Origin of the sequence: Microcoleus sp. AT9b-C3, from assembly GCF_036705485.1 — a bacterium.
Classification (GTDB): domain Bacteria; phylum Cyanobacteriota; class Cyanobacteriia; order Cyanobacteriales; family Microcoleaceae; genus Microcoleus.
In genome coordinates, this window is record NZ_JAUBUR010000006.1 from 212,866 (window position 1) to 238,372 (window position 25,507).

The 25,507-nt window shown below is 44.9% G+C and carries 19 protein-coding genes; 10 read left to right on the top strand and 9 right to left on the bottom strand.

The features are described 5' to 3' along the window. Positions 1-163 precede the first annotated feature (163 nt). Complete coding sequence (locus tag QUB77_RS08320; RefSeq protein WP_333171218.1) at positions 164-523, bottom strand: phage holin family protein; 360 nt, start codon at positions 521-523, stop codon at positions 164-166. 224 nt (positions 524-747) lie between these two features. Here QUB77_RS08320 and mrdA point away from each other — a divergent pair, with 224 nt between their 5' ends. Beyond that, entirely contained in the window at positions 748-2,562 is a 1,815-nt protein-coding gene (gene mrdA / locus QUB77_RS08325) for a penicillin-binding protein 2 (protein WP_333171220.1), read from the top strand. A gap of 112 nt (positions 2,563-2,674) precedes the next feature. Here mrdA and QUB77_RS08330 read toward each other — a convergent pair whose 3' ends face one another. After that, positions 2,675-3,385: a Uma2 family endonuclease gene (locus tag QUB77_RS08330; protein ID WP_333171223.1), complete on the bottom strand. Its 711-nt coding sequence runs from the start codon at positions 3,383-3,385 to the stop codon at positions 2,675-2,677. Positions 3,386-3,568: 183 nt separating this feature from the next. Further along, positions 3,569-4,600, bottom strand: a complete 1,032-nt coding sequence (locus QUB77_RS08335) for a hypothetical protein (protein ID WP_333171225.1) — start codon at positions 4,598-4,600, stop codon at positions 3,569-3,571. Positions 4,601-4,703: 103 nt separating this feature from the next. Here QUB77_RS08335 and QUB77_RS08340 point away from each other — a divergent pair, with 103 nt between their 5' ends. Beyond that, positions 4,704-5,639 (top strand): metallophosphoesterase, encoded by a 936-nt coding sequence (locus tag QUB77_RS08340; protein ID WP_333171228.1) that lies wholly within the window; start codon positions 4,704-4,706, stop codon positions 5,637-5,639. A gap of 27 nt (positions 5,640-5,666) precedes the next feature. After that, complete coding sequence (locus QUB77_RS08345) at positions 5,667-6,149, top strand: PD-(D/E)XK nuclease superfamily protein (RefSeq protein ID WP_333171230.1); 483 nt, start codon at positions 5,667-5,669, stop codon at positions 6,147-6,149. 88 nt (positions 6,150-6,237) lie between these two features. Here QUB77_RS08345 and QUB77_RS08350 read toward each other — a convergent pair whose 3' ends face one another. Then, positions 6,238-7,113, bottom strand: a complete 876-nt coding sequence (locus QUB77_RS08350; RefSeq protein WP_333171232.1) for a DNA adenine methylase — start codon at positions 7,111-7,113, stop codon at positions 6,238-6,240. 274 nt (positions 7,114-7,387) lie between these two features. Here QUB77_RS08350 and QUB77_RS08355 point away from each other — a divergent pair, with 274 nt between their 5' ends. The 4 genes from QUB77_RS08355 to QUB77_RS08370 all read left to right on the top strand — a co-directional run bounded on the left by QUB77_RS08355 (position 7,388) and on the right by QUB77_RS08370 (position 9,477). After that, positions 7,388-7,591, top strand: coding sequence for a DUF751 family protein (locus tag QUB77_RS08355; RefSeq protein ID WP_190657763.1), 204 nt, complete (start codon positions 7,388-7,390; stop codon positions 7,589-7,591). 339 nt (positions 7,592-7,930) lie between these two features. Continuing rightward, complete coding sequence (locus QUB77_RS08360) at positions 7,931-8,323, top strand: PadR family transcriptional regulator (protein WP_333171235.1); 393 nt, start codon at positions 7,931-7,933, stop codon at positions 8,321-8,323. 323 nt (positions 8,324-8,646) lie between these two features. Further along, positions 8,647-9,180, top strand: coding sequence for a cofactor assembly of complex C subunit B (locus QUB77_RS08365; RefSeq protein WP_333171237.1), 534 nt, complete (start codon positions 8,647-8,649; stop codon positions 9,178-9,180). Between the two features lie 99 nt (positions 9,181-9,279). Beyond that, the gene (locus QUB77_RS08370; protein WP_333171239.1) at positions 9,280-9,477 is read left to right on the top strand and encodes a hypothetical protein; all 198 of its coding nucleotides are present in this window, start codon (positions 9,280-9,282) and stop codon (positions 9,475-9,477) included. A 70-nt stretch (positions 9,478-9,547) separates the two neighbouring features. Here the strand turns inward: QUB77_RS08370 and QUB77_RS08375 are convergent, their stop codons facing one another. Next, a complete protein-coding gene (locus QUB77_RS08375) occupies positions 9,548-9,871 on the bottom strand; it encodes a DUF3155 domain-containing protein (protein WP_006635576.1) in 324 nt (107 codons plus the stop codon). Positions 9,872-9,977: 106 nt separating this feature from the next. Beyond that, positions 9,978-10,145 carry a hypothetical protein gene (locus QUB77_RS08380; RefSeq protein ID WP_333171242.1) on the bottom strand — a complete coding sequence of 56 codons (168 nt, stop codon included), beginning with the start codon at positions 10,143-10,145 and terminating at the stop codon, positions 9,978-9,980. Positions 10,146-10,266: 121 nt separating this feature from the next. Between QUB77_RS08380 and QUB77_RS08385 the strand changes: the two genes are divergently transcribed. The 3 genes from QUB77_RS08385 (at position 10,267) to QUB77_RS31710 (ending at position 12,837) form a co-directional block, all read left to right on the top strand. Beyond that, positions 10,267-11,655, top strand: coding sequence for a GAF domain-containing sensor histidine kinase (locus QUB77_RS08385; protein WP_333171245.1), 1,389 nt, complete (start codon positions 10,267-10,269; stop codon positions 11,653-11,655). A gap of 28 nt (positions 11,656-11,683) precedes the next feature. Then, a complete protein-coding gene (locus QUB77_RS08390; RefSeq protein ID WP_333171247.1) occupies positions 11,684-12,376 on the top strand; it encodes a hypothetical protein in 693 nt (230 codons plus the stop codon). Positions 12,377-12,723: 347 nt separating this feature from the next. Next, the gene (locus QUB77_RS31710; RefSeq protein WP_445251706.1) at positions 12,724-12,837 is read left to right on the top strand and encodes a transposase; all 114 of its coding nucleotides are present in this window, start codon (positions 12,724-12,726) and stop codon (positions 12,835-12,837) included. Between the two features lie 162 nt (positions 12,838-12,999). Here the strand turns inward: QUB77_RS31710 and QUB77_RS08400 are convergent, their stop codons facing one another. The 3 genes from QUB77_RS08400 to QUB77_RS08410 all read right to left on the bottom strand — a co-directional run bounded on the left by QUB77_RS08400 (position 13,000) and on the right by QUB77_RS08410 (position 25,467). Further along, complete coding sequence (locus QUB77_RS08400) at positions 13,000-14,532, bottom strand: ATP-binding protein (RefSeq protein ID WP_333171249.1); 1,533 nt, start codon at positions 14,530-14,532, stop codon at positions 13,000-13,002. Positions 14,533-14,575: 43 nt separating this feature from the next. Further along, positions 14,576-19,921, bottom strand: a complete 5,346-nt coding sequence (locus QUB77_RS08405) for an ATP-binding sensor histidine kinase (RefSeq protein ID WP_333171252.1) — start codon at positions 19,919-19,921, stop codon at positions 14,576-14,578. Between the two features lie 671 nt (positions 19,922-20,592). Further along, the gene (locus QUB77_RS08410) at positions 20,593-25,467 is read right to left on the bottom strand and encodes a CHAT domain-containing protein (protein ID WP_333171255.1); all 4,875 of its coding nucleotides are present in this window, start codon (positions 25,465-25,467) and stop codon (positions 20,593-20,595) included. Positions 25,468-25,507: the final 40 nt, after the last annotated feature.

Here is a 25,507-nt window from a genome sequence, read left to right on the forward strand (position 1 = left end):
GTTCGGCAACGGATTTTTTAACGGCTGTAACGGATGTAACGGATTGAAGGAAGAAGGGAGAAGAAAAATTCGGCGATTGAAATCGCTTGTAGGCACAGGAAACGCGCCAGCTAAGGGTGGGAAATATCGGGGGATTTCAATCGCCCTTTATCAGGGGAAGTTGCTAAATCAGTGCGCCATTGATAAAGCTGCTAACTACAGCCAAGGCGATCGCCCCCAGTACCGCGCTCCAAAGGCCCATCCGCAAACTAAATCCTTCCACTAACTTCGCAGCCGAGGCAAAAATAATCACGTTCATGACAAAAGCAAACAGGCCGGAAAGCAATCCCAGCGTCAGTAGGTTCGGCACGAAAAAAACTGCTTTCAGAATTGGCAAAATTAAAACATTCAACATTCCCAAAACCGCAGCGGAAATTACTGCTTTCGGTGTGCTGTCAATGCCTACGCCGATCGGCAGTTGAGAAATTAGCAGCAAGCTGCTGCCCGTGACCAGCCAAGCAATCAAAAAATCGATCGGTTCCACAGCGCCTCTACCTCCTTAACAGTTGAATTGTCAGAAAAACCTGATATTTAACATATACGTTATATACGTTAATTAAACAATCCGGCTGATTCGTCTGCCAATGGACAGAATTTATGTCTGTTACTAAAGAGTTAGGAGTTATAATCCCTGTAATCATCTGCCAAATCATCCGGATGGGAACCGTATCAACCTGTTAGTTGAATAAAAAGAGCAGATTAATTAATATGGCTGGCGATTTTTCTTTTAACTCTAAAATCCGATTCGACAAAAATGGCTTGGACAATGCTTCACGGCAACGCAGCCGATCGCTCCAAGTTATGATTTTTATGCTGATCGTCACTACCTTGATGGCGCTACCAATATTTCGTCTAGCCGAATTGCAACTGGTACAGGGAGCCTACAACCGACAGCGGGCGGAAAATAACCGTATTCGCCCTGTTTCAGTCCCCGCGACTCGCGGTCAAATTTTAGACCGCAACGGCAAAATTTTTGCGGCCAGCCGCGTATCTCGATCGGTCTATGTGTGGCCAAAAGAGCGATCGGCCCAGGAGTGGCAAGAGATCGCCGCTACACTGAGCCCGATCGTCAAAGTCCCCGCTGCCGAAATTATCAAAAAAATCGATGGAGCCGGCTACAAATCAGCGCTACCAGTGCGAATTAGTAAAGATATCGATGTCGGTACTTTCGTCGCTTTGGGAGAACAAAGTAGTGCTTTGCGCGGAGTAGAAATTCGCGTAGAATCCAGCCGAGACAATCCCCACCAGCAATTAGCAGCTCACCTTTTGGGATACGTCGGCGAAGCTAGTTTAGAGCAATTAAAAGCTAATCCTGCATATCCGATGGGGATGCTCGTCGGTCAGATGGGAGTTGAAAAATTAGCCAATTCAACTTTAGAGGGCGTTTGGGGAAACCGTTTAATCGAGGTGAATGCTAAGGGCGAGGAAATCCAAGATTTAGGTGTAAAAGACCCTATTCCCGGCAAACCGGTGCAGCTAACTTTAGATTTAGATATGCAGAAAACTGCGGAAAAAGCTTTGGGCGATCGCCTGGGTGCCGTTGTGGCGATCGACGTAAAAACCGGAGCTCTTTTAACAATGGCTAGTTGGCCGACCTTTGATCCCAATATTTTCACCCGCAAGGTGACTCAAACAGAATGGGATCGACTGCAAGGGCCAGACAAACCTTTTTTAAATCGGGCAGTTCAAGGCTATCCAGTCGGCAGCACTTTTAAGATTGTAACTTCTGTAGCCGGGATGGAGTCTGGCAAGTTTTCTCCTGACTCGACTTTGGGCACTTCTTCTTCAATTACGATCGGCGGAATTTCTTTTAATGAACACAGCGGCGGTTACGGCGTTATCGGTTTCCGCGATGCTTTAGCCTACAGTAGCAATACGTTTTTCTATCAAGTAGGCATGGCTGCCGGTCCCGAAGAAATGGCGAAAGCAGCTAAAAAAATGGGTATTGGCGGTACTATTAATTTAGAGCTTTTGGGGTTAGAATCCGCCAATCACGGTCAAGTTCCGATCCCAGCAGAGAAACAGAAAATGTATGGAGAAGATTGGTACGTTGGCGATACAGTAACGATGTCGATCGGTCAAGGTTTGGTACTTTGTACTCCCCTAGAATTGGCTGTGATGGTGTCAACTGTTGCTAATGGCGGTTATCGAGTTCAGCCGCATTTATTGGCTTCTCAAACCAACACTCCTATTACCAAAAAAGTGCCCACAGGTATTAAGCCTGCAACTTTGAATGTTGTTCGCCAGGGATTGATTGACGTGGTGAAAAAAGGTACTGGCAAACGCATGAATGATGGTACTATTCCTTTAAGTGCGGGCAAAACAGGGACGGTGGAAATGCCCGGTCATCCTGACAATTCTATGTATGTGGGTTTTGCTCCTGCGGACAAACCGGAAGTTGCGATCGCAGTTATAGTTGAAGGCGGCGGATTTGGTTCTGTATCGGCGGCACCAATTGCTCAAGAGGTATTCCGAACCTATTTTCAAAAGCAGGGTTTTAAACCTACTAATAAGCCTTTCTAGTCATGAGTTGACTGTTGACTGTTGACGGTTCATATTGTGTTATGTAGGGTGCGCACTGCGCACCTTAACGCTATAAGTGCGATCAAAAGTTTTCCCCTACCAATCGTCTCACTTATACGGTCGATAAATTCATCATTTGCGCCACCTGTTCCAGACTCATCCCAGAATTTAAGAGTTGAGTTACGAGCTGACGCAATGTTGACTCCGCCGCCAGTCGTCCCAGGTTTTCTTCCTTGTGAGTCTTCAAAAACTCACCCGTTTGAGGAACTCTAAACCTCAATTCTCCTGAAATTAGATGCAATTCCAGTCCCAGCACTTCACTGAACAACCACAGCGTATCGAAAGCGATATTGTTGGCTGCAATTGGCTCATACTGATTGTTTATCAAACGTACTCCCTGTAAAATCGGATTCAAATAATCTCCCGACGGATCGTACTGAAAATATTCCCTAACTCCCAAAGCTCGATAAATTTCCCGTTTAGTTTCTTGGTCTTTCGTCTGAGTTGTTTCCGAAGTAATTTCTAACACAAAATCTGGAGTAATTCCCCCTTCTTCCCAAACTTTATAATTATCCCTTTTGCGGTTGGCAACTCCAAACACCACATAAACATCCGGGGCCACAACTGCCTGGTTGTTCCCTTCTTCATAATATATGAAAGAATTGGCTGACACGTAAACATCAGAACGTTCTTGAAAGTAAAGCTTCACCGCTTCAACGCTGTAAGTCCTGTAATCGCGCGTGATGTCGCTTTCAGCCATCGGCTCTCCGTCGCTGCTGGGATATTCTATTTCTAGTTGTTCGACTTGAGTTAAAATTGTCATTTTTCAATTTTCCTCAAAGTTAATTAATTTAATGCTAGTATTCTTTCAGAGTTGGAAAAAGTTCGAGATTTCTCGACAAAATCAACAAATGTAAGGTGCGCACTGCGCACCCTACATAATTAGGTGCTGCGTCCTGGACTGTAAGGCTGGTCTTATGGTTGACAGATACAGACTATTAAAATTCTAATTAATTCCTCTATCTAAAATAATCATTTCCGAACCAACAACTGGACTTCTAGCTATTAACTTGCCTTCCATATTCGCAATTTCTAACTTGCTGAAATCGAGTGAGTTAGCCTCCTTCCACATCTTCGTGGCTAGTTGATTTTGCTCAACTTCGCTGAGTTTGTACCAATCTTCAGCGACTTTTACTGTCAAAATGCTGCTGGCAAAATTAGCTTGAACAGACTCAACTAAACTGCCGCCCAGTCGATTCTTAATGTCAGTAACTTGATTTTGAATCGCAGCAATCAGAGACTGTTCGGGCGTCAGCGGTGGCGGTGGGATAACTTCTACTGGTTGGGGTTTTTCTGGAGCCACTAAATCGGGCAACTTGCTTTTGAATTTAGTAGAGATTGGCTCAGACGGTACGATCGCCTCTGGGGATTTCGGCGTTCCCGATGCGATAAAATCACCAAACGTTGGCGACGACTGCTGCGCTGCTGGGACAGGCACTTTTGCTACTTTATCCGGCGGTTTTGCTGAGAAAGTGTTGAAAGTTAAACCGACTACAACGATCAGAATTGCTGCTAATGCGGCGTTTAAAATTGGATCGGACAGCTTCTGGTTCGTAGATGGTGGCAGTAGCGATCGCACTAGCCGTACAATACTTTGCCAAAGTACACCAATGTTCTCTAAAAAGCTCCCTTCCCTGCGTTGGGATACAGACTTTTTATCAACTTTTACAGCAACTTTTGGCGGCACGCTGTTAACTTCCACAGCAACAGCGGGAGGAGTTACTGTTGCTGAGTCAGAAGCGGTGGGCGCGATCGGCTTTTGGGGCTGCAACGACGGTTCTGCTGCTAATTTTTTCCCTTTTTTTCCCAAATTTCCAATCGATGCCATCAAAGTTTTGATTCTCTGATTTTTGGGAACCGCACTGCTGGCATTTTGAGTTTTGCTGCCAGTGGGGGCAGACTTTGCAGCCGAATCAACCTGCGGTGTCGGAGATTGAGAGGGTTCTGGAGTTGACTGGTTTAGTTGTTCTTCTGACATTTTCTCTGCCTTGGGGCGTTGCAAATATATCTAAACGAGATAAATTTTAGTTGAGCCATCTCAACCTTAATTTATCATTTAACTTAGTTGTAACGGAATCAAAATGAGCATCAAACGCCGTCACTTTCTACTTTTAGGCAGTCTCAGCAGCTTTGGTTTTGCCGGAGTCTGGAAAATGTTTCAGCTTCGGACTGCCTGGGATACAGACACCGATGCTGCTGTGGCTTCTAAGGTTGAGGCCCAAAGGGCGATCGTTCCTTTGCCGGCCTCACCGCCTATTTTACGCTTTATTTCGGTGGCCGACACCGGTACCGGCGCTGAAGGTCAGTATGCTGTGGCTGAGGCGATGGCGCAATATCACCGGGAAAACCCTTTTAATGTTGCTGTTCTCGCCGGCGACAATATCTACAATAACGGCGAAATTGAAAAAATTAATGCTGTTTTCGAGAAGCCTTATCAGCCCTTATTGCAGCAAGGCGTAAAATTTTATGCTTGTCTGGGAAATCACGACATCCGCACTGCTAACGGCGATCCGCAAGTTAAATATGCGGGTTTTAATATGCAAGGTCGCTACTATACTTTTCGCCGCGATGCCGTACAGTTTTTTGCTTTAGATACCAATCACAATGCGGATTGGAAAAATCAGCTTGTTTGGCTGGAAAAAGAGTTGAGTCAGAGCACGGCACCTTGGAAAGTTGTGTTCGGTCACCACCAGATTTATTCCTCTGGTCTGTACGGAGTGAATCAACCTTTTATTAAGACTTTGACGCCTTTGTTTCAAAAGTACGGCGTGCAGCTTTATATCAACGGACACGAGCACAGTTACGAACGAACTCGCTCGATTAACGGTACGACTTATTTAATTTGCGGTGCCGGCGGGGGCACTCGTGCGGTGGGGCGTTCTGAGTGGACGGAGTATTCTGCTAGCCGCCTGAGTTTTGCGACGTTTGATGTCTATGAAGACCGGATGTTTGTCAGTTCTATGGGTACTGACAAACTGGTTTTTGACCGAGGGGTGATTCAAGTGCGATCGGCTTAATTCAAATTATATTCAGGAGCCAACAAAATGAATAGGGGTTTTAGAGCCAATAAAACTGGTTTTGTTTTAGAAACAACTGTAGAAGGTACGTTGAGAGGCCACGGATATCTCGAAATATGCCCCCAGTTGCCGAAAAAGCGCAAGCGAGATTGGCTCTTAATCTCTACTGAGAATCCCAAGCGATATGCTAAACAAGTTTATATCGGCTCTAGCATCTATGAAACTGAAATAAATGTCGATTTTTATATTGTTGGTTCCGGTTTGTTTCCTCTGGGTCTAATTGTTGAGTGCAAGTGGCAAGAAGACAAAGGTTCAGTAGACGAGAAGTATCCTTACCTCAATTTAAATATTAAAAATTGTTATCGGGTGCCAACTATTGTTATAGTGGGTGGTGACGGTATGAGGCAAGGTTCGATCGACTGGTTTAAAAAACAAATTCCTGACAATCAAAATCTGTTGGCAGTTCACAAGCTCGAAGGTTTCATTACCTGGGCTAACAAATATCTGTAACAGGAATTACGGAACTTTGCCACCTGTGGGGCAACCACGTATTGCTCCTACAAAATATGCTTGATTAGAGACTTGGCTTAAGTAAGATTTAAAATGAACGTATTAATAATTCCTTGATTTTTCCGCGTTTGAAGCTATTAGAATTTATTCCCCTAGCTGCTGATATTTCAATTAGTTTTGGCAGGGATTTATTTGGGTAAACTTGAGTATCGCTGTAGATTTTTTCGATAAAATCGCAGTTTGAATTAGATAGCATAACTTTCACGCCTCGTTCTGCAAGTTCGGCAAAAACATCTCTCAGTTTAAGCTGTTCCGATTCTTTGAAATTATCCCGGCTGTAAGTCGTGAAGTTACTGGTGGCACTGATTGGATAATAAGGCGGATCAAAATAAACAAAGTCTTCGCTGCTTGTAGCAAAATCCAAAATTTCCTCGAATTTTCTGACTTCTATTTGAGCGGGCGCGAGTAAAGATGACACCGAGCGCAGTAAATCTGCTTGACAAATGTTAGGGTTTTTGTATCGACCTATGGGAACATTAAATTCACCTTTTGAGTTTTCTCTGTAGAGGCCGTTGTAACAAGTTTTATTTAGGTAAATCAGGCGTGCTGCTTTTTCTGTATCTGTTTTGTAGGAGCGCGATCGCACCCAGTAATAATAATTTTTATTGTCCTTGGTGTGTTCTAACTGATGCTCCTGTAAAAGTAGAATCAGCTCCTCAACTCTATCCCTGACACAGCGATAAGCATTAATCAATTCAGGATTAATATCTGTTAAAACAGCTTGCAAACCAGGGTGCTGCTGTGCTAAGTAAAAAAATACAGCTCCGCCACCCAAAAAAGGCTCGTAGTAAGTTGTGAACTTTTCAGGAAAATAAGGTTGATATTGTCCAATCAACCTAGTTTTGCCTCCTGCCCATTTCAGAAACGGACGTGGCAAGACGAAAGAAGGTGCGGCAGCAGACATTTATCTAGAAATAACGGCCCTATAATATTTATCACAACTAGAACTCAATAGAAATACTTCTGAAGTTCTTACCGGAGGTCGGGTGGCATTAAACAGACAGTGCGGGAGCCATCGGCGAAAAGTTTTCGTTAGAATTATATATGTCAGCCTCGCCGGCAAAAATGCCCGATCGCCCGATTGGCAGATTTAGCTCCGGCTGTGCCAAAATTGTCTAACTCGCTCACAAGTGTTACCAGTCAAAGCTCGTGCTGTGACACTTTACCCCACCAAGCTCATGCAAGATTTTATTAATAACGTCTCTCGCTACCCGCGCTTTTTCATTACGATATGTCTGGGAATTTTCTTTTTCCTGTTCGAGCGACTCAAACCCCTGCTCGATCGACCGGCAACTGCGATCGCCCTGATTAGTTCAATTGTAGCGACTTTTGTCTTTCTAACTTTTACACTGCGGGCTATGTTAGGCCTGAGTTCGGTTTAAAGCCAAGCTAGAACGCCAACATCAACGGCAAATTCAGTTAAAACACTAACTCCCAAAGTAACTGCCAACTCTTGCAGGCGATCGCACACTTGACAAGAGTCGCTGCGATAGATTGGAAGAGGAACAAAATTGGGCTAGTTACGCCAGTGCTCCTCAACCAAGGCGCCGGCAAACATTACCGAAGTGCAGGGCATTTGGGGCTATCAACATTCACTGGGGAAATACTGCACCTCTGTTTCCCCGGTGTCCCACTTAATCATTAGGAAGCGGCACACCCCGCCCCGCTTTCCTCTCCCGTTAACCTGACGGTATCACGAGAGTTTCCAGCGGACAAGACAGATGAAGTTTGAACATATCTATCAATTTTTTCAAGACCCCCCTCCTGTTTATCTAAACAAGGAATTAGCGGTGTGTTACATTCTCTCCGTGTTATTGCGCGGAGATTCCTACGGTACAGAACTGATTGGCCAACTAGAGAGGGAATTCCCCATCTACCGACTTTCTGATACCGTTCTCTACAGCGCTCTGAAATTCCTCGAAGATGAAGGCGTAATCACCGGTTACTGGAAAAAAGTAGAAGGACGCGGTCGCCCCCGCCGGATGTATCAAATCCTCGCTGAGTGGCGGCACCAAGCTCAAGACCTCGCTCGTCTCTGGCACGATTACATTGGTCAGGGAAACGGCGCTTCAGAGCGTCGGCCCCGTGCCTTAGAAACTGGTCACACAGGTTAGCCGAGTTGGAATCGGATGCCTAAACTCTGGAGATGCTGGCGCTACTTGCAAAGCGATTTGCCTGTCCGAAGCCTTCGCTTTGCTCGATCGCCCGCCGCACAGCGATTAAAGCAGCTACACTACGTCAGGACTTACGCATTGTCACTTGAGAATTAGCAACGATGGGGAGATATGGGAATTTGGTGATGGAGAGCAAAACGCCTTGCAGAAGAAGCTTTCTGCGAATTTTGGTAAAAAAGTGTCTGCGTAAGTCCTCGATCGCTTTCGTATGTCAAGTTATGTAAAGTAATAGTAGATAATTTCCCTTACACAAACTTCTACCGATGGATACTGCTGTTCTTCCTTCAACATTTGTGCTAACGCTACTGCTGGCTGTTGGCTTGTTTTTCTTCATCAAGGCTTCTGTCAAAGAGCGAATCGAACAAGTCAAGCTGGCTTCCGAGAGCGCCCAAGAGTCATTGTTAGCCGACTTACAACAGTATTTTGCCGATAGAGCTTACCGAGTTGCAGCCGTCGATGCCCCCAACTATAAAGTTACATTTGAGGGTTTTGTGCGGCCGAGTTGGTTTCTAGCTATTTTTCTAACTCTGCTGAGTGCAGGTGGCACTCTGTGCTTGGGACTGGTTTTGGGAATGCTAGTTCCCCAGCAGCGCCAAATTTTCCTAGCTTTGGTACTGCTGTCGCCGCTGGCGGGGGTATTTTATTGGAAAAAAGCTGGACGCTCTGAGCAAGTCTCGCTCAAACTCGAATCAGTTGCTGAGTCGGGAAGCCCAACCAAGAGCTTTGTTACTGTCAGAGCTCACCGCGACGAACTAGCAGCTATGCAAAAAGCTTTAGATTTGAAACCGATCGATTAAAAGTTTGACGCGGAACGTTTTTTGATATGCTAGATGCCGTAGTTAGACTTTGATCTGACAAACCCATGACTCAAGAGCGGCTCTCTCGTTGATAAACCCGTGGCTGTTTTTTTGATCCGCTTGTTCGATCGACTGGTTCGATCGACAAAACAGTCAAAAAAAAACCATTATCGTGAAAGTGCCAATTGTGGCGATCGCCCTTGGGCTGCGATCACTCCTGTTGCGATGGCTCCTTATACCCTAATTCCTAAGAAGGACTTTTCGCAAAAATTTCAGTTGGCACTCTCCAGACAATGAGAACTCTCGCGCTTTTGTTAAAAGACTTAGAAAAACATTGCTGTCAATGTTTTGAGCTAAACATTTTGAGCTATGCGCGGCTGGCTGACACCACAGGAATTTTTTCTGTGGTAGCTTCCAACATTACCTTTAAGCTGGGAAACAAGAAATGGTTCTCTTCTACGTATTGGGCTCCAAATAAACCTTTTTCAGCCCAGAAGTATCTGTCAGTGGTATGCTCGTTACGCTTGACTAACAGCAAAGCTGGGGGAGCAATGCCTTCTGCATGGATGAACTTGCGAGCCGCTGTGACGGGTTTATCTTCGCCGCTCTCGATGCTATATTGAGGCACACACTCTAAAATTCTGCGTCCTTCTTGTCGGCGGCGACTCTTGCGTTTGCGTCTCCTGGCCAATTTCTTTACCTCCTCTGTGAGCAGACAGTATGAGCAGACAGGTTGTAATGATAGCTACCAAATCCGAGGCCAGTATATCCGTTCTAGCTCAAAATTTCAACTGTTTTTAATATATCGACATAATCTTAACATTCCTGCCGATCGACAAAAGTGTAGCGGTTGTGCTATGGTTGGCCGCAAGTTCCGCCAAAAGCCAAGCTTGGGGAGCGGTGGAAGCTGCGCCGACGGCGATGCGGGGCAATTTGGGTTCATGAAAGCCCCATGCCTTCAACATAGCTGCCTTCTATCAAAGGGAAGAAACCTAAAATCGAGAAGTCTCTCATCAGTAATCGGTGGCCGATCATTTGTAATTTACTTAGAATTCCGTTAGATATCTTAATGTGGCGCTCATGTTAATGCCAGCCAGTTCAGAATTTGTCAAACTTTGCCGCTCGCAGGTAGCCATCGCCGTTAGTTTGGGAGCGAAATTCAGCGCGGTATACCTGACACAAGAGTTGGTAGAAGGCAGCGAAGCAAAGTTGGTGCAGATCGCAGTTTACCCAGAAACCTCAGCCGAATCGGAAGAAAATCAGGGGTTGAGGTTACAATCTTCCGAAAGCTCGACAGTAAAACCAGTACCGCGACTGCTGGCGCCGCCTGTTCTTCCTGTGGAAGAATCAACCGTAGGGGCGATCGCACCCGAACCGCTTCCGGGTAATGAGCGGAGTTCCCATCAGTGCCAAGGCCCGGAGAATGTGTGGCAGCAGCGCAGGCAAATTGTGACGCCTCTGATACACGAGGGAGCTGTAATGGGACTCCTAGTCAGCGGTCGGCAAGACAGGCCTTGGAACGAGCGAGAAGAGGCTCAAATACAACAAATTGCTCGCACCTTAGCCCTCGCCTGCATTTTAGACCAGCGATCGCAGTGGATGCAGCAGGAATTGGGTACAAGTCGGCAAATCCAGGCTCAGGTTTACGACACGATGCACAATTTGCTGCACCAGTTCAAAAGTCCGCTGACAGCGCTGCGAACTTTTGGCAAGTTGTTAGCGCGGCGGCTGGTACCGGAAGACAAAAATCGCAATGTGGCTTTTAGTATTGTCCGAGAGAGCGATCGGCTGCAAGAGTTGCTCGGCCAGTTCGATCGAACCGTTGACACCGGCGAAGCACATCTAAAACTGCGATCGGGCACTTCAGAAAAAGCAATGTCCAATGTCGAATCAATCCGGCATTCTCCTCTGTCGCTGTCACCTGTGACCAATTTGGAGGAATCATGTTTTGTTACAGAAGTCTTAAAACCGCTGTTAACTTCCGCCGAGGCGATCGCATCTGAAAGGAATCTGAAATTGGTCGCCGACGTGGAGGCGAATTTGCCGCCAGTCTCAGCGAACGATCGAGCTTTGCGCGAAGTTTTGAGCAATTTAATTGACAATGCTTTGAAATATACCCCTGCCGGCCGCCAAATTTATATTAAAGTAAGGTACAAAGCAGCGGATGGCGATCGGGCAGGATACAGCCAATTGCCTGCCATAGCAGTTGCAGTCAGCGACACAGGTTCCGGCATTCCTCCCCAAGATTTAGAGCATTTATTTGAGCGACACTACCGGGGAGAAAAAGCGCAGACAGAAATTCCAGGCACAGGATTGGGTTTGGCGATCGCGCGCGATTTAGTCCGCCAAATGCAAGGAGAAATAGAAGTATTTTCCCCACTCAATTCAGAATGGCTGCCTTCTGTAGAAACTAATTTATTATATCCAACGGAGCGTGGCACTACATTTGTGGTTTGGCTACCCGTGAATAAGTAACGAACTCTACTGCTAGGAGACATTTTTTATGAAGCATCTGCCTTTATTCGATAAAATTCCCAAGTTTTCAAATTATTTAGAACTTGTCAAAAAACACTTTTTTCGTGTACGGTTTTTAGCTGCTTTTAACATTCTCACTGTTCTGATTTTGGGCGGGCTGAGCGTATACGCAAAACTCAACAACCAGGGAGATGGAGTTGAACGCCTGTTTAGCGATCCTTTTAATTTCTGGTTCCCTTACGAAGGCATTCTCACCGGAGTTTCCGAAGTCTTCTGGTGCATCCCAGTAGCAATTTGTGCATTTACTTTCGGAGTGTTGCGCCAAAAAGAGCCGCGGAGTCGATCGGGGATATTCTTATTTTTTAGTGCTTTACTACTCGGAGTCTTTTTCCTGGATGATAGGTTTCGGATGACTTTGATTCTTTCTCGGTTGGGCATCTCTAGCAAATTTATTTATTTGTGTTATGGTACGGCTGTTTTCCTTTACGGAATTAAGTTTTGGCGATACATCAAAACCACTCCTTACCTGCCATTAGTCGCAGCATTCCTTTTGTTTGCTATCTCACGGTTTGAGGATATTTTTGAGTCTCAAAGTCTAGGAGTACACGCGATGTTAGAAGATGGCACTAAATTATTAGCTCTTATGAATTTATCACTGTATTTTTGGCACATATGTCATCAGGAACTCTGGCGCCATTTACGGCAAAGCGAAAAGCGTTGATCGCCTCGATTACATTACTATACAAAAAGCCGTTTCTGAATTAGGGTATCACTAAGCAACGCCGGCGATCGCCTACGACAAAATAATTTCTTTTATTTTGATATGGCATCGGAAGATGAGCAAACTTTAGATAGTGAACTAATAATCCAAGGGAATGTCTGAGCAACTTGTTGCCTGATGTAGAATAACAAAAAGTTTTTCCTGTCAAACGAGCTATCAGAATGTGTTAATCTTGTATTTACCCGCTCAACAATTCAGCAGCGCCCTAATTGATGTATCACCGGGTTCATCAGCTTTGACTATTTTTTTACGAAACTCGATCGCATAAAGTTTCATTTTTTCCGCTTATCTACGCGAGGCAGTGTACTACATCTACATGGAATAGGCGGTATTTTTACGGCACAGTTGGTAAGGGTTCGGAAGAGATTGTTAAACAATATATGGGAAACCAACACAATTAAGTTAGAAGAATGTGGCTTTAGCCACAGCAGCCCGACTTTTGAAGGGGTGGACTTGCTGCGCGACAAAAGTCTGTCATAATTTAGATTAATTAGCAATTAGCACTTACCCTGTTTTTATGCACCTGAAAACAGCTATACGATCAATTCCGCCCCATGAATTTTCTAGGCAATAGCTACCGCGAGATGGGTTCCTATACAGATAGTAGGCATCTCAATAATAAACTGCGTTCCCTGCTCTGGCGTAGAAATACACTCCAAGTGACCGCAGTGTTTTTCTAGCAGAATTTTTTTGCTGATTGACAATCCCATGCCTGTACCTTTTCCTATTGGTTTAGTAGTAAAAAAGGGAGTGAAAAGTTTAGCACGAACTTTCTCAGTCATGCCAGCGCCATTATCGGCAATTGTTACCCGAATGCCTGAACCAGTGCTAATATTCTCCTGCGAACTACCCGGTAGAACTTCAGTACGAATCAAAATTTTGGGGTGAAAAACTGCACCCTCTTCTCTACTTTCCCGCTCTTCTAAAGCATCTATAGCATTCGCTAAAAGGTTCATAAACACCTGGTTGAGCTGACCTGCATAACAGGTTACAAGTGGCAATTCACCATACTCTCTAATCACATTAATAGCAGGACGCTCTGACTTAGCCTTGAGGCGATGCTGCAATATCATCAAGGTGCTATTAATACCTTCGTGAATATCTACTGATTTGATGTCAGTTTCATCTAAGCGCGAAAAATTGCGTAGAGACTCCACAATTATACGAATGCGGTCGATACCTAACTGCATGGAAGAAAGCAACTTTGGCAAATCGTCCATGATAAATGACAACTCTCCATCTTCTATTGCATTGAGAATTTCTGCTTCGGGTTGTGGGTAATGCAGTTGGTAAAGATTCAACAGATAGATGAGTTCTTTAATATAATCTTTCGCATAGGAGATATTGCCGTAAATAAAGTTAACCGGATTGTTAATTTCATGAGCGACACCTGCGACTAATTGACCGAGACTAGACATTTTTTCACTTTGAATTAGCTGGAGTTGTGTCTCTTGCAGTTCTTGGACAAAATGCTCTAAGGCAAGAGCTTTTTGGTGTTCTTTTTCTTCACTGATACGGAGTGCTTGTTCTATTTGTTCGCGCCGCTCTATCTCAGACTGCAATTTTTGACCTAGACAAAAACTCCTCAAAGCTGTTAGTACAGTAGTGTATAGCTTTGATGTCGTTAGTTCAGTTTTAGTTTTATAGTCATTAATATCGTAATTGATAATAACGCTTTTTTCGGGAACTTGTCCGGGTTGACCGGTGCGTAAAATAATTCGCACTAACTGATTCCTTAACACTTCGCGGACATATTTCACAAACTCTAAGCCAGCATCATCAGTTTCCATGATTACATCAAGCAGGATGATAGCCACATCAGGATGTTCTTGAATTAACTGTTTAGCTTCCTTAGCGGAATAAGCATTAATAAATTTTAAAGATTTATTTTCATAAACAAACTTTCTTAAGGCAATATCGGTAGCTGTGTGAATTTGAGCCTCATCATCTACAATCAAAATTTTCCAGCTTTCTGTCGGAGTATCTTCTGATACTTCATCGGCAAAAAATAACTCTTCATCTGAGTTAACTTCATCCGCAAATAACAGTTCTTCAGATGATTTTTCATTTGAAAAGCCGTAAATACTATTGTCCATTGCTGCTCACCTTTCTGTGTTACTGATGTTTTGATTTAGGAAACTACTGTTGTGAATCGATTTGGACGGGTAGCTTAATAATAAATTTGGTGCCTGCTCCCACCTCACTTTTACATTCTATTTCACCCAGAAGTTTTTGGGTAACTAAATTGTAGACAATATGCAATCCCAACCCGCTACCACCCTGACCGCGTTTGGTAGTAAAGAATGGCTCGAAAATTTTACTTAAGTTTTCTGGGGGAATGCCTTGACCGTCATCGGAATATTCAAAGCTAAGTCGAGATCCCTCTTGCTGCCAATCAAAAGTCAGCTTTCCACTAGCGCCCGGTTGGTAAGCGTGAATCAGAGAGTTCATCAGCAAGTTTGTGATAACTTGGGATAATGCACCTGGATAAGAATCTAGGGCGGTTTTGGTGTCTCCCTTAATTTCGAGCGAATGTTTGCTATTTCTCAATTTGGGTTTTAATTGGATTAAAATTTCATCGAGATAATCTCTTACCAAGAAAGTTCGCCGTTCTTCGCTAGAGCGATCGACTGCCACTTCTTTAAAGCTCTGAATCAATGCTGCTGCCTGAGTTAGATTAGTTAGAAGGGTGTTGCTGCTTTGGCTGGCTATATCCAAAAATTCTTCGAGTTCCGAGCGTTTCATTTTGCCACTCTTATAAGTAGAAGCAAATTCTGTGGTATGTTCTGCTAAAGCTGACGCAACGGTGACACCAACGCCGATGGGAGTATTAATTTCATGGGCGACGCCTGCAACTAATCCTCCCAGCGATGCCATTTTTTCGGCTTCCACTAGCTTACTTTGAGTAGCTTTTAAATTATCTAAGGCGTTAGATAATTCGTGGGTGCGATCGCTCACTAATTGCTCTAAGTTTTGATTGAACTCCTGCAAGTTATTGTAGAGTTGGGCATTTTCAATGGAAATGGCTATTTGGGCAGATAACAATTTTAACAGTTCTAGCCTATCTGTAGTGAAAGCTCCTTCTGTGAGGTTATTTTCTAGGTAAAGAATACCTGTCAGCTTGCCTTGGTGCAGCAGAGGAGTGCAGAGAATCGATTTCGGTTGAGTGGCTGCAATATAAGGATCGCGGGTAAATTGTCCCTCTTGGGTGGCGTTATTTAAAACCACATTTTCCTGGGTGCGGATGACGTAGTGGGCGATCGCACTTGCCAGTTTTGGCGTTTCCCCAGAAGCAGCTTCTGCATTGAGGGGAAGCGAACGCAGCACGCTAACTTCATCCTCCTTCACCGAACCTTCAGCCTCAATCGCCCAGTTTCCTGCTTTTTCTAAAATTAAAAAGCCTTTTTGGGCACCTGCATTTTCGATCGCAATTTTCATCAATCTTTCCAGCAGCCTACTCAAAACTATTTCACCTGAAATCGCTTGAGAAGCTTTCATTACTGTGGCTAAATCTAGCGTATCTCCCAAATTAGTGCTCGTGGTAGTAGGCTGAGTTGTTGTTTGGTTAACTTTAATTTGAGTTGTGGTTTTGGCTGATGTCCTAGCTAGTAATTGAGGGTATTTCTCTTCTAAATGCTTAACTTTAGCTATAGCGCCCCAGACTTGGTAGCTATAATGAGCATTTTGCATATAAACTTGGGCGATCGTCTCTTTGCCCCATGACAGGTAGAATTTTGCAGCAAGTTCGTGAGCGAGTGCTTCTTCGTTGATGTACTCGTTTTCTTTAGCTAAAGCAATGGCTTTCTCGTACATTTCAATTGCCTCTAATTTCTCACCTAAAACCCGATACCGTTCTGCCTCTACTAGATAGAATTTGTGCAAATAATTCATTGGGCCATGATGCGCCCATTTCTGCATTTTCTCTTGATTAGCTTGTACTCTCTCAAGAATGATCTGTTGCTCTGACTGTGGAGTATCAGAATACACCGCCAACCGCACCAAAGAATCGTAAAAATGGAAGATAGGAATAACGGGCAATCCTACCATTGCATCTAAACACTTCTCTGCTAGAGCAGTATTTTTAATGCCTTCTGAGTAATTTTCAAACAAATAACAAAGGTAAATTTTGTTCAAATATATGTATGCAACTGCCGATTTGTCCTTTGCCTGCTGGTATAATGGCAACTTCAGATCCTCATCACAGGCTTCACCCTTCAGAATGCAAGATTTTTCGCTTTTTCCCAACAAATTTAATATAGCTTGCCAATTTATTTCTATATAATTAAGCGCTATTTCTTGCTTGACATTATAAATAGCATCTCTGTTAATTGCTATCCCTCTGTCCAGCAGAGTCAGTTCTTGGCCACTATAGTAAGCTGCACAGGAGGAATGTATTAGACTAAAGCCTGCATATTCTAAATCTCCTGTCTCTATTCCGCTAGAGTAAGCAGACGCTAAAGGCTCGCATGTTTCTCTCAGATGCTCTTTCCAATGTCGGGTAAATATATTTACATGGACAACTGTCTTGGCTTTAATTTCTTGAGCATTCAACTTTGACAATAGACTTAAAGCTAATTGACCGAACTGATAACCCGAATCAATATCCTCCACAATTCCACAAAGAAGAAAACCATAATTGGCATAAGCAAAGGGAGAAACAGAAGCATTACCATATTGGACGGATAAATCTACTTGTTTGCACACCGTCAAGAGCAACAGTTGTGGAGCAGCAATGTATGCAGGAGCAAAGATACTTGATATAAGTCTCATAGCTGCTAGTTTATAGGGATCTGTCATTTGAGGCAGGTCACTTAAATCCTCAATTCGCTTCCCCTTCAAAATTGCCGCCGTTTCCCCCAGCGCTTGCCCAATATCTGACGGGTTTGGCTCTTGGGGAAACTCCACCCCTAACAGCTTTAAAACTTCTAACGCTGTATTAACGGCTTCTAGTAGCTTCTTCTGCGACACGGAAGCTTGAATCTGGACTTCATAGATTTTTATTTTTTCCAATAGGTTTTTGGCACAGTTTTGCACGACTGATGCTAATTTCTGCATCCGGTCAAAGTCACCACTCAGAAATGCTGCCTCTGCTGCTTCGGTATGTAGTGCTAATGTCAGTTCGTACTGATGAGTCCAGCTAGAATTGGCTAGCAGTCCCAAACCTGCTTCCAAATATTCGGTAGCTGCAGCATGAGCCGTTGCTGCTTTAGCTTTTTGACCTGCGGTTAAATTAAGTTTGGCAATTTCAGTTCGTTCGGATTCATCACTAATGAGTTCAATTCCCAGATTCAAATGATCGACGATCGCAAATATATCTTCCGCTCGTTTCTCTGGCGAGGTATTTTGCCACAGCAGGCGACCGATTTGTAAGTGAACTGTTTTTTTAGAACTTTCCTCAATCAGAGCATAAGCTGCTTGTTGCACGCGATCGTGCAAAAACTTATAAGTAGTAATGACGAGATGAGACTGAACGATTTCTTCTTCTGTTACGCCGAGTTCAGACGTGGCTAAAATTAGTCCATCTTGAATGGCTGGCAATAGCTTTTGAAAGGTTTCAGCGGGAGATTTTTCATGAACAACAGACAGAGTATTTAAGTCAAAACTATTGCCAACGCAAGCGGCTAATTGTAAAATTTCTTGAGTTGACTGGGGCATTTTTCTCAATTTTCCGACCATCAACTCAACAACGTTATCGGTAATGCCTACTGCTTCGATTTGTGAAATATTCCAATCCCAGCTTCTTTGCAGTAAATTGAAACTCAGCAGGTTTTCTTCATAGAGAGTTCTGAGAAACTGATTGACAAAAAAAGGATTGCCTTGAGTTTTAGCAACGACTAACTCAGCTAGGGGCATGACTGCGCCTCTATCCCTACGCACAGTATCAGCTATCAAGTTAGCAATATGTCCGATATCTAAGGGAGTTAAGGTAATTTGGTTAATAGTAGCCTCTTGCTTTTGCAGCCCCTCCAAAGTCATTATCAGGGGATGTGTGGGACTCACTTCGTTATCTCGATAAGCACCCATTAGAAATAAATATTTTGTTTCCTCATCTGCCATCATTACTTGCAGCAGTTTCAGAGTAGCGGAGTCAGCCCATTGCAAATCGTCCAGAAAGATGACTAAGGGATGCTCCAAAGAGCCAAAGATCCGGATGAATTTTTGAAAGACTAAATTAAAACGGTTTTGCGCTTCCGCAGCCCCTAATTCTTGGACTGGTGGCTGTTTGCCAACGATGAGTTCTATGTCGGGAATGACATCTATAATTATTTGACCGTTATCACCCAAAGCCGCTAAAAGTTGTTCTTTCCAGCTATTGAGTTGGATTTCGCTTTCAGTTAACAGTTGCTTGACTAAGGACCCAAAAGCTTTAACGATCGCTGAGTAAGGAATATTGCGTTGAAATTGATCGAATTTTCCTGCAATAAAATAACCCCTTGCCTTAGTAATCGGCTTATAAACTTCTTGCACTAAGGCGGATTTACCAATCCCAGAATAACCCGACACTAACATAATTTCTGTTGTGCCATTGCTGACGCGATTAAACGCGGCTAGCAAGGTTTCTAGTTCTCGTTCTCTCCCATATAGTTTTTGGGGAATTTGAAATTTATCAGTAATATCTTTTTGGGCGATATCAAAATCTACAATCGTTCCTTTAGCCTCTAGTTGTTCCCGGCATTCTTCTAAATCAGCGATGATTCCCCAAGCACTTTGGTATCTTTTTTCAGCCGTTTTTTCTAACAGCTTCATTATTATATCAGAAACTGCTTTAGGAATTCCTATTTCTGGATTAATTTCATGGGGCGGCACTGCTTGTTTAGCAATATGACAGTGCACTAATTCCATTGCATCGTTGTAATCCCAGGGCAGTTGCCCCGTTAGCAGTTCGTAAAAAGTGACTCCTAATGAGTAAAAATCAGTGCGGTAGTCGATCGCTCGGTTCATTCTGCCTGTTTGTTCTGGCGATATATAGCTGAGAGTGCCTTCTAAAACATTAGGATTTTTTAGGGTAGGATTCTCACGATTTAAAACAGTAGAAATGCCAAAATCTATGATTTGGACTAGCCCTGTTGTCGAGTTAATAATAATATTGCTGGGGTTGATATCTTTATGAATAATGTTATGTTGATGAATGTCGCCTAAAGCTCTGGTTATTTTAATAGCTGTTGACAAAAACTCTTCTAAGGTAAGTTTTTGAGCTACCAACCACAGCTTTAATGATTCTCCACCACTATCCTCGAAAATAATAACTAAACTGTTTTGATATCTTTCTAGACTGTAGGTTTTAGGTACACTTTCTAGGTTGAGATTGCGTGTAATTTCGTATTCCTGCTTGTATCTGACTAACGAAGCTGGCATCGGATAATCTTGCTTGAGAAATTTGAGAATGACTGGTTGGTTGTCTTGCTTTCTCAAGCCTCGGTAAACTAAAGAATTGTTACTTTCATGAAGGTGGTTGGTAATCTCGTAGCCAGCTAAGTTAATCATTTTTGCAGCCTCTTTTAAGAAGAAATACACATTTTTTTAGCAATTTTCAATTGGTAAGTAGATGTACTCTCTAATATAAAGACTAGCTTGCACTTTAAGCGAAATTTAAATTTCAACTAAAAAAATATTATTTTTTACATTTCTTCAAAAAAGTACAAATAAATATTTAGGTGAGGAGTGCGATCGCTCTACAGCTTCCTGCAAAAGCAGGCAGAACAGAGTGAAGGAATCTCGCCGTTAGTTTTCCTAGGAGATTTGGCCGCTGCATAATTAGAGTATAAATAGGGGAATTACCATGTAATATCAATTCCGGTTGCACTCAGACATGATGTTGACTGTTGACTCTGAATCGAACAACTGAAAATTGCGCCGCGATAGGTGGCGACTTGTAAAAATCCTTCATGAATCGCCCTCTAATTTATCATTCCGATGCAGCCGGATACGATATAATGAAAGCGTGTGTAAATCACTCCATATAGCAATCGTTGCAGGAGTCGTAAATTTTGTACCGCACCCCAACCCTCCCCTTATCAAGAGGGGAGAAAGTAAAAAATTTACCAATGATTTAGGATTGCTATACATTACCTAAAATTTCAGGATGTTCCAGTTACCGCACTATTGATACCTTGATTCAGCAACCCCTCTTTTTCCTTCTTCATTCAACATCTCTATTACCAAGGATTGCCAATCATTGTAAAGGCGGCCCAATAATAAGGATGCGAAAGGACTCGATCGCCCCGCGCCGCAATTTCTGGAGGCAAAATTAGACTCCCAGAAAGCCCTTCGACTCGCAACATCCCGTCTTGAATCCGCAAGCGCCCCCGCAGCATGTCCAATTGCGCGCGCCGCAAAGCCTCGGCTTTAATCATCAAATTGCCACCGCGTCTGGGGGCCCGCAACTGCCGATAAAACTCAGTCATCAGCCCCAAAGTCCCATCATCGCTGACTTCCCACAAACTCGCTAAAGCGGATCTAGCACCGCTAGCTACCGCCAAACCCGCAAACCCTAACTCCGCCTCTTCGTCGCCCAAAGCGGTACTGCACGCGCTTAAAACTAACAGATTCACCGGCGGTTCATTCCACCGCAACTGTGCCATTTGATCGAGGCGCAATTTAGTATCCCACAACTGAATGTAAGAATTTTTCGGTTCACCGGGCTGGAATTCGCTGTGAGTTGCTAAGTGAATGATGCCAAAAGGCTGATTTGCCCGCTGAGCTTGCAAATTTCCGAGAGTAAAATCTTGATTCAAAAATGATTTTCCTTCACTTGGCGGCGCGATCGACTCTAACTCCACCGGTACCGCCGGTAATGGCGCTTTATCTTCAAATACCGACGCCCCCATCGCCAAAACTTCATCATCCGCAATATTGTCGTAGCCGATATCAGTCAAACTCAGACTCGGCATCACGCTAATGCTGTATTTCTCCACTAAAAAGCCTTTGCCGTCGTGAAGAGCCGCAAACGGTACGCTCCGCAAACCCGCTGCCGGAATTACAATTAAATTGTCAATCTTTAAAGCTGCCAATTCTGTGGCAACTGGTGCAATTAACCAGCTATAAAGTTTTTGCGCCGTATCCAAATAACTAATGCTGCTTCTTTTGCGGGGATTAGTTATTTCGCTTTGCAGGGCGTCAGCCAATTGCAACACCTGCCAGCGTGTTGTCGCCGGAATTAAAACGCGCCTCGGTTCAGCGTTAGCTGTTACTAACACTAATTCTAAATGCTCCCCATTAGGAACATCGGAAACTTCTTTGCCATCCGGCTGCAATCTCTGGGTCAACTTATCTTCTAAGGGTTGAGGAGGCTGGGATGCTAGGTTTGTTCTCCCAGGCAATAGATTAGATAAATCCTGACTTGCCACCCGTACAAAATCATTTTCTTTTGCAGCGCCTGCATCCAATCTGCTGACCCAATTCATATAAATAATGGCAGACTTGATCCCGGTAATTTTTTCATTTTTGCGAAGATTTTCGTAAATTACCGACATATTACTAATCGGTCTTCGTGCGGGCAAGTCCAGATATTTTTCGTACTCGCGAGTAAAGGTTTGTTCAAATGCTAAAACTCCAGAAGCTGCCGCATCTAATCTGCGAGAAGGAGCGAAAATATCCGGGCTAATTGGGGAATGTTTGTATCTACTTTGCGATCGCAATTCTACTTGCACAGATGCAGGAATTGACAGCGCAGAATCGGGATTTACGGGGACTACTGGCACTACAGGCGGTGCGGGAATTGGTGCGGGAATCGGTGCGGGAATCGGTGCGGGAATTGGTGCGGGAATTGGTGCGGGAATTGGGGCAGGAGGAGAAGGCGGGCCCGGTGTAATTAGGGAAATCTGATTTGGTAAGCTTCCTTGGGTGTAAGTTTGTTCAAAAGAAAAAGTGGGCAAAATGGCGTTTCCCCCGCCAGCATTAATGCTTCCCAGGGTTCCATTGTCGATCGCGCCGCCAACTACAAACGGTCGATCGATACCGCCTCCGTGGCGAATGGCGACTGCCCCCGCCCCCGCGCCTCCGGCAGTAGAAATACTCGAAGAATTGCCCGCTATATCGTTGAAAACACTGTTCGATCGAAACAAACCGAGGGTTGTCACATCAACGCTGCCACCAGTGCCACCAGGGCCACCTTGAGCGTTGATAAAGCCCAACTGAATGTTATCAGTCGCGCTCAAGGAAACGCCTCCGCCGTTGCCGTTGGAAGTGCTGCTGGAGTTGAGATCGAGAGCCGAAATGCCCGCTGAAGAGGTGACAGCAATATTTCCGCCGATCGCCCCCGAAGCGTTCAAAGCTCCCGCAGTTAAAGGCCCAGCATTGCTTTGGAGAGCGATCGCGCCTCCTGTGCCCGTTGCTGATGACGAGTCGATCGCACCTGCAGCAACAGTATTTCCCTCAACCCGAATCCTCCCACCATTCGAGGTAATATTACCAGTCCGAACCTCGCGACTTCCTTGCAGGTTCACCCTGCCGCCATCCGTCCTTAAATTACCCTCTATAAGGACATTTTCTGCCTTGATATCGGCTGCCAAAGCAGCCGTGCTGTCCCCCCCGAAGGTAACAGACTCTCGCGCGTTAACGCTCAAACTGCGCGCTGTAATCGTGGAAGCAGCCGTCACGCTAGCAGCATCGGCCGAAAGCTGGCCCAACCTCTGAGTTTGACCGACTCCGCCGTCAAAAGTAATGTTGCCGCCAGCGCGCAGCGTCAAATTATTAGCCCTGCCCGGCGTGCTGTCGAGGGTATTGGCAAAAGCGATATTGCCGGTAGTGGTGGTTAGGGTGGCGGTGCGATCGACTGTGACGTTACTATTAAAAGTCATGTCGCCAGATGTCGCAATATTGCCCGATACCTCGGTACTGCTGGCGTTGACATTCAAACTAGCCAGCGGTGCAGCTTGACCGACTGTACCGCCGAACAGCACTCGCCCAGCGTCTAGTCTCAGGGTGCGAGATCCGTCTAGGCTACCGGAGAACAGAATGTTGCCGGTAGCTTCCGCGATCAAAGTCACGTCAGCATTGAGGGATGTGTTTCCTGTAAAAGTGAGATCGCCGCCGGATGTCGCAATGTTGGCGTTGAGATCAGTTTGGGGCGCGTCGAGAGTCAAGCTAGCGCTGCCGCTTGTTCTTAGGGGATTGTCGATCGCGATCGAGCTGCCTTGAAGTGTCAGCGGGCTGTTGAAGGTAATGGGTGCGACGATCGCGATTGACGAGCTGCTACCGTTTTCGCGCCCGATCGCGATCGAGCCGAAATCCCCCGCCAAAGCGCCGAGATCCCTTGCTGTCAAGTCCAAAATGCCTAAAATATCGCCGGTGCCACCGATCCGAATTGCTCGGCTATCGTTGGGTTGCAAGCGAATTGTTCCCCCCGTACTGCTGACAGAATTGCTGCCGCCCCTAAAGTCAATGCCGTTAGCAGTGATAGCGATATTACCACCGTTGGCATTAAGTCCGCCCAGAGAGATGCTGCTGGCGAAAAAGTTGATGTTGCCACCTTGAGTCTCGATTAAATCGTTGGAGTCATTGACAACAAACACTCCGCCCGATCTAAATGTTACGCTGTCTCCCGCGATCGCTTGCAGGGAAAGTTTGTTATCGGGCAAGTCTTGGAGGGTGATGTAGCCGGGGGTTTCTAGAACCACGTTGCTGCCGGCCGCCATTTGTTCCAACTGTACTTCTGAGATCGATGTTTCGTTGGGTTCTGGTGTCGATTCGAGTTCCCCGCCAGATTGCGCGCTGCTGTCGCCGTTACCGCTGACGATGGTAATATTTGCCGGATCGAGCAACAAATTGCCGATCGCACCGTTAGTCGCGCGGGTATCGACCTCTCCTTGGAAAGTTAAAGCATTTTTGCCCGAAATTTCTACTTTTCCGCCGTTACCTGCGGCGATGCCCCCGCGAGCACTAATATTGCCGAAGAAGCGAGTTGTATTGTCTGACCAAATTACCGCAGTGCCGCCATTGCCGCGGTCGATCGCGTTTGCTGCGATCGTAGAATCAGGACTAACATAAGTTACCAGTGCGTTCGGCACTGGTTCCATCCCCCGGAAACCGCCTCCGACGCGCACAGTACCTCCGCCGTTCGTCCCGGAAGCATCGATATTTGCGCCGAAGAGTCCGACTTTTTCCCCTAAAATATTGACTGTGCCGCCAGCATTCCCAGAAGAACCAAATACATTTACCGAACCCGATACGATCGCACTTCCGGCAACTGCCGACACTGTTTGACCGCCAGTGAGTACCAATTGACCTTGTTCGTTAGTCGTTAAACCTGTGGCTGACGCTACGCCGGGCCCCGTCAGCAACTGAGGCAAAGAAACTGGGGCGATCGCAGATTTTTCTGACTGCAAAGACGGAGTAATTTCTAAACTCAATAAGTTGCCGATTTGACTGATGCGGACTGAATTTTGTCCCGGAACAGCAGCCACAGTAATTTGACCGTTGGGAGCGGATAATTGTCCTGTATTAATAACCGTGCCGCCGACCAAAGTTAAACTTTGCCCGCTGCCAACTGCCAATTTTCCCGCATTGACAATAGCACCAATTTGTGAGTTATTAAAATTAAATTGATTAGGATTTCCCAGTAAAGCTTTGTAATCATTAATTCCGCTCGAATTAAACGAGCGATCGCCGAAACCAATACCTGTAGCCGTTGTTGCAAAAAAAGACCCCGGCACGTTTAATCTAGCATTTTGACCGAAGATAATTCCCGCCGGATTCATCAAGAATAAATTCGAGTTGCCACCGCTTACAGAAATCAGACCGTTAATGACGGAAACATTGCCACCGGAAATCCGCCCTAAAATATTTTGAATATTTGGATTAGTTAGAAAATTAGCTATTTGACCTTCGCTGAGATTAAATTGGCTGAAGCTGTGAAAAAGATTTGCCCCGTTTCCTGACAGTTGCCCGCCGCTAATGTCTGTGCGATTTTGCTCAGACTTAACAACAGTATTCGTGCCGTCAGTAGCGGGAACGACAGGTTGCGATCGCACTGCTAGCGGTAGCAGCCCAAAACCTAATGTCAAAATTAGAGCAGAACGAAAATAGGTCATTGGAGGAAGCTATTAGTCATTAGTCATTAGTTCTTAGTCA

Bases quoted from the DNA above. Each gene is read 5' to 3' on its own strand.
- QUB77_RS08360 (WP_333171235.1), top strand. From the start codon at position 7,931: ATGAAGTTTGAACATATCTATCAATTTTTTCAAGACCCCCCTCCTGTT.
- QUB77_RS08380 (WP_333171242.1), bottom strand. From the start codon at position 10,145: ATGTTGAAGGCATGGGGCTTTCATGAACCCAAATTGCCCCGCATCGCC.
- QUB77_RS08390 (WP_333171247.1), top strand. From the start codon at position 11,684: ATGAAGCATCTGCCTTTATTCGATAAAATTCCCAAGTTTTCAAATTAT.
- mrdA (WP_333171220.1), top strand. From the start codon at position 748: ATGGCTGGCGATTTTTCTTTTAACTCTAAAATCCGATTCGACAAAAAT.
- QUB77_RS08330 (WP_333171223.1), bottom strand. From the start codon at position 3,385: ATGACAATTTTAACTCAAGTCGAACAACTAGAAATAGAATATCCCAGC.
- QUB77_RS08400 (WP_333171249.1), bottom strand. From the start codon at position 14,532: ATGGACAATAGTATTTACGGCTTTTCAAATGAAAAATCATCTGAAGAA.
- QUB77_RS08350 (WP_333171232.1), bottom strand. From the start codon at position 7,113: ATGTCTGCTGCCGCACCTTCTTTCGTCTTGCCACGTCCGTTTCTGAAA.
- QUB77_RS08355 (WP_190657763.1), top strand. From the start codon at position 7,388: ATGCAAGATTTTATTAATAACGTCTCTCGCTACCCGCGCTTTTTCATT.
- QUB77_RS08410 (WP_333171255.1), bottom strand. From the start codon at position 25,467: ATGACCTATTTTCGTTCTGCTCTAATTTTGACATTAGGTTTTGGGCTG.
- QUB77_RS08335 (WP_333171225.1), bottom strand. From the start codon at position 4,600: ATGTCAGAAGAACAACTAAACCAGTCAACTCCAGAACCCTCTCAATCT.
- QUB77_RS08345 (WP_333171230.1), top strand. From the start codon at position 5,667: ATGAATAGGGGTTTTAGAGCCAATAAAACTGGTTTTGTTTTAGAAACA.
- QUB77_RS08405 (WP_333171252.1), bottom strand. From the start codon at position 19,921: ATGATTAACTTAGCTGGCTACGAGATTACCAACCACCTTCATGAAAGT.
- QUB77_RS08385 (WP_333171245.1), top strand. From the start codon at position 10,267: ATGCCAGCCAGTTCAGAATTTGTCAAACTTTGCCGCTCGCAGGTAGCC.
- QUB77_RS08340 (WP_333171228.1), top strand. From the start codon at position 4,704: ATGAGCATCAAACGCCGTCACTTTCTACTTTTAGGCAGTCTCAGCAGC.
- QUB77_RS08365 (WP_333171237.1), top strand. From the start codon at position 8,647: ATGGATACTGCTGTTCTTCCTTCAACATTTGTGCTAACGCTACTGCTG.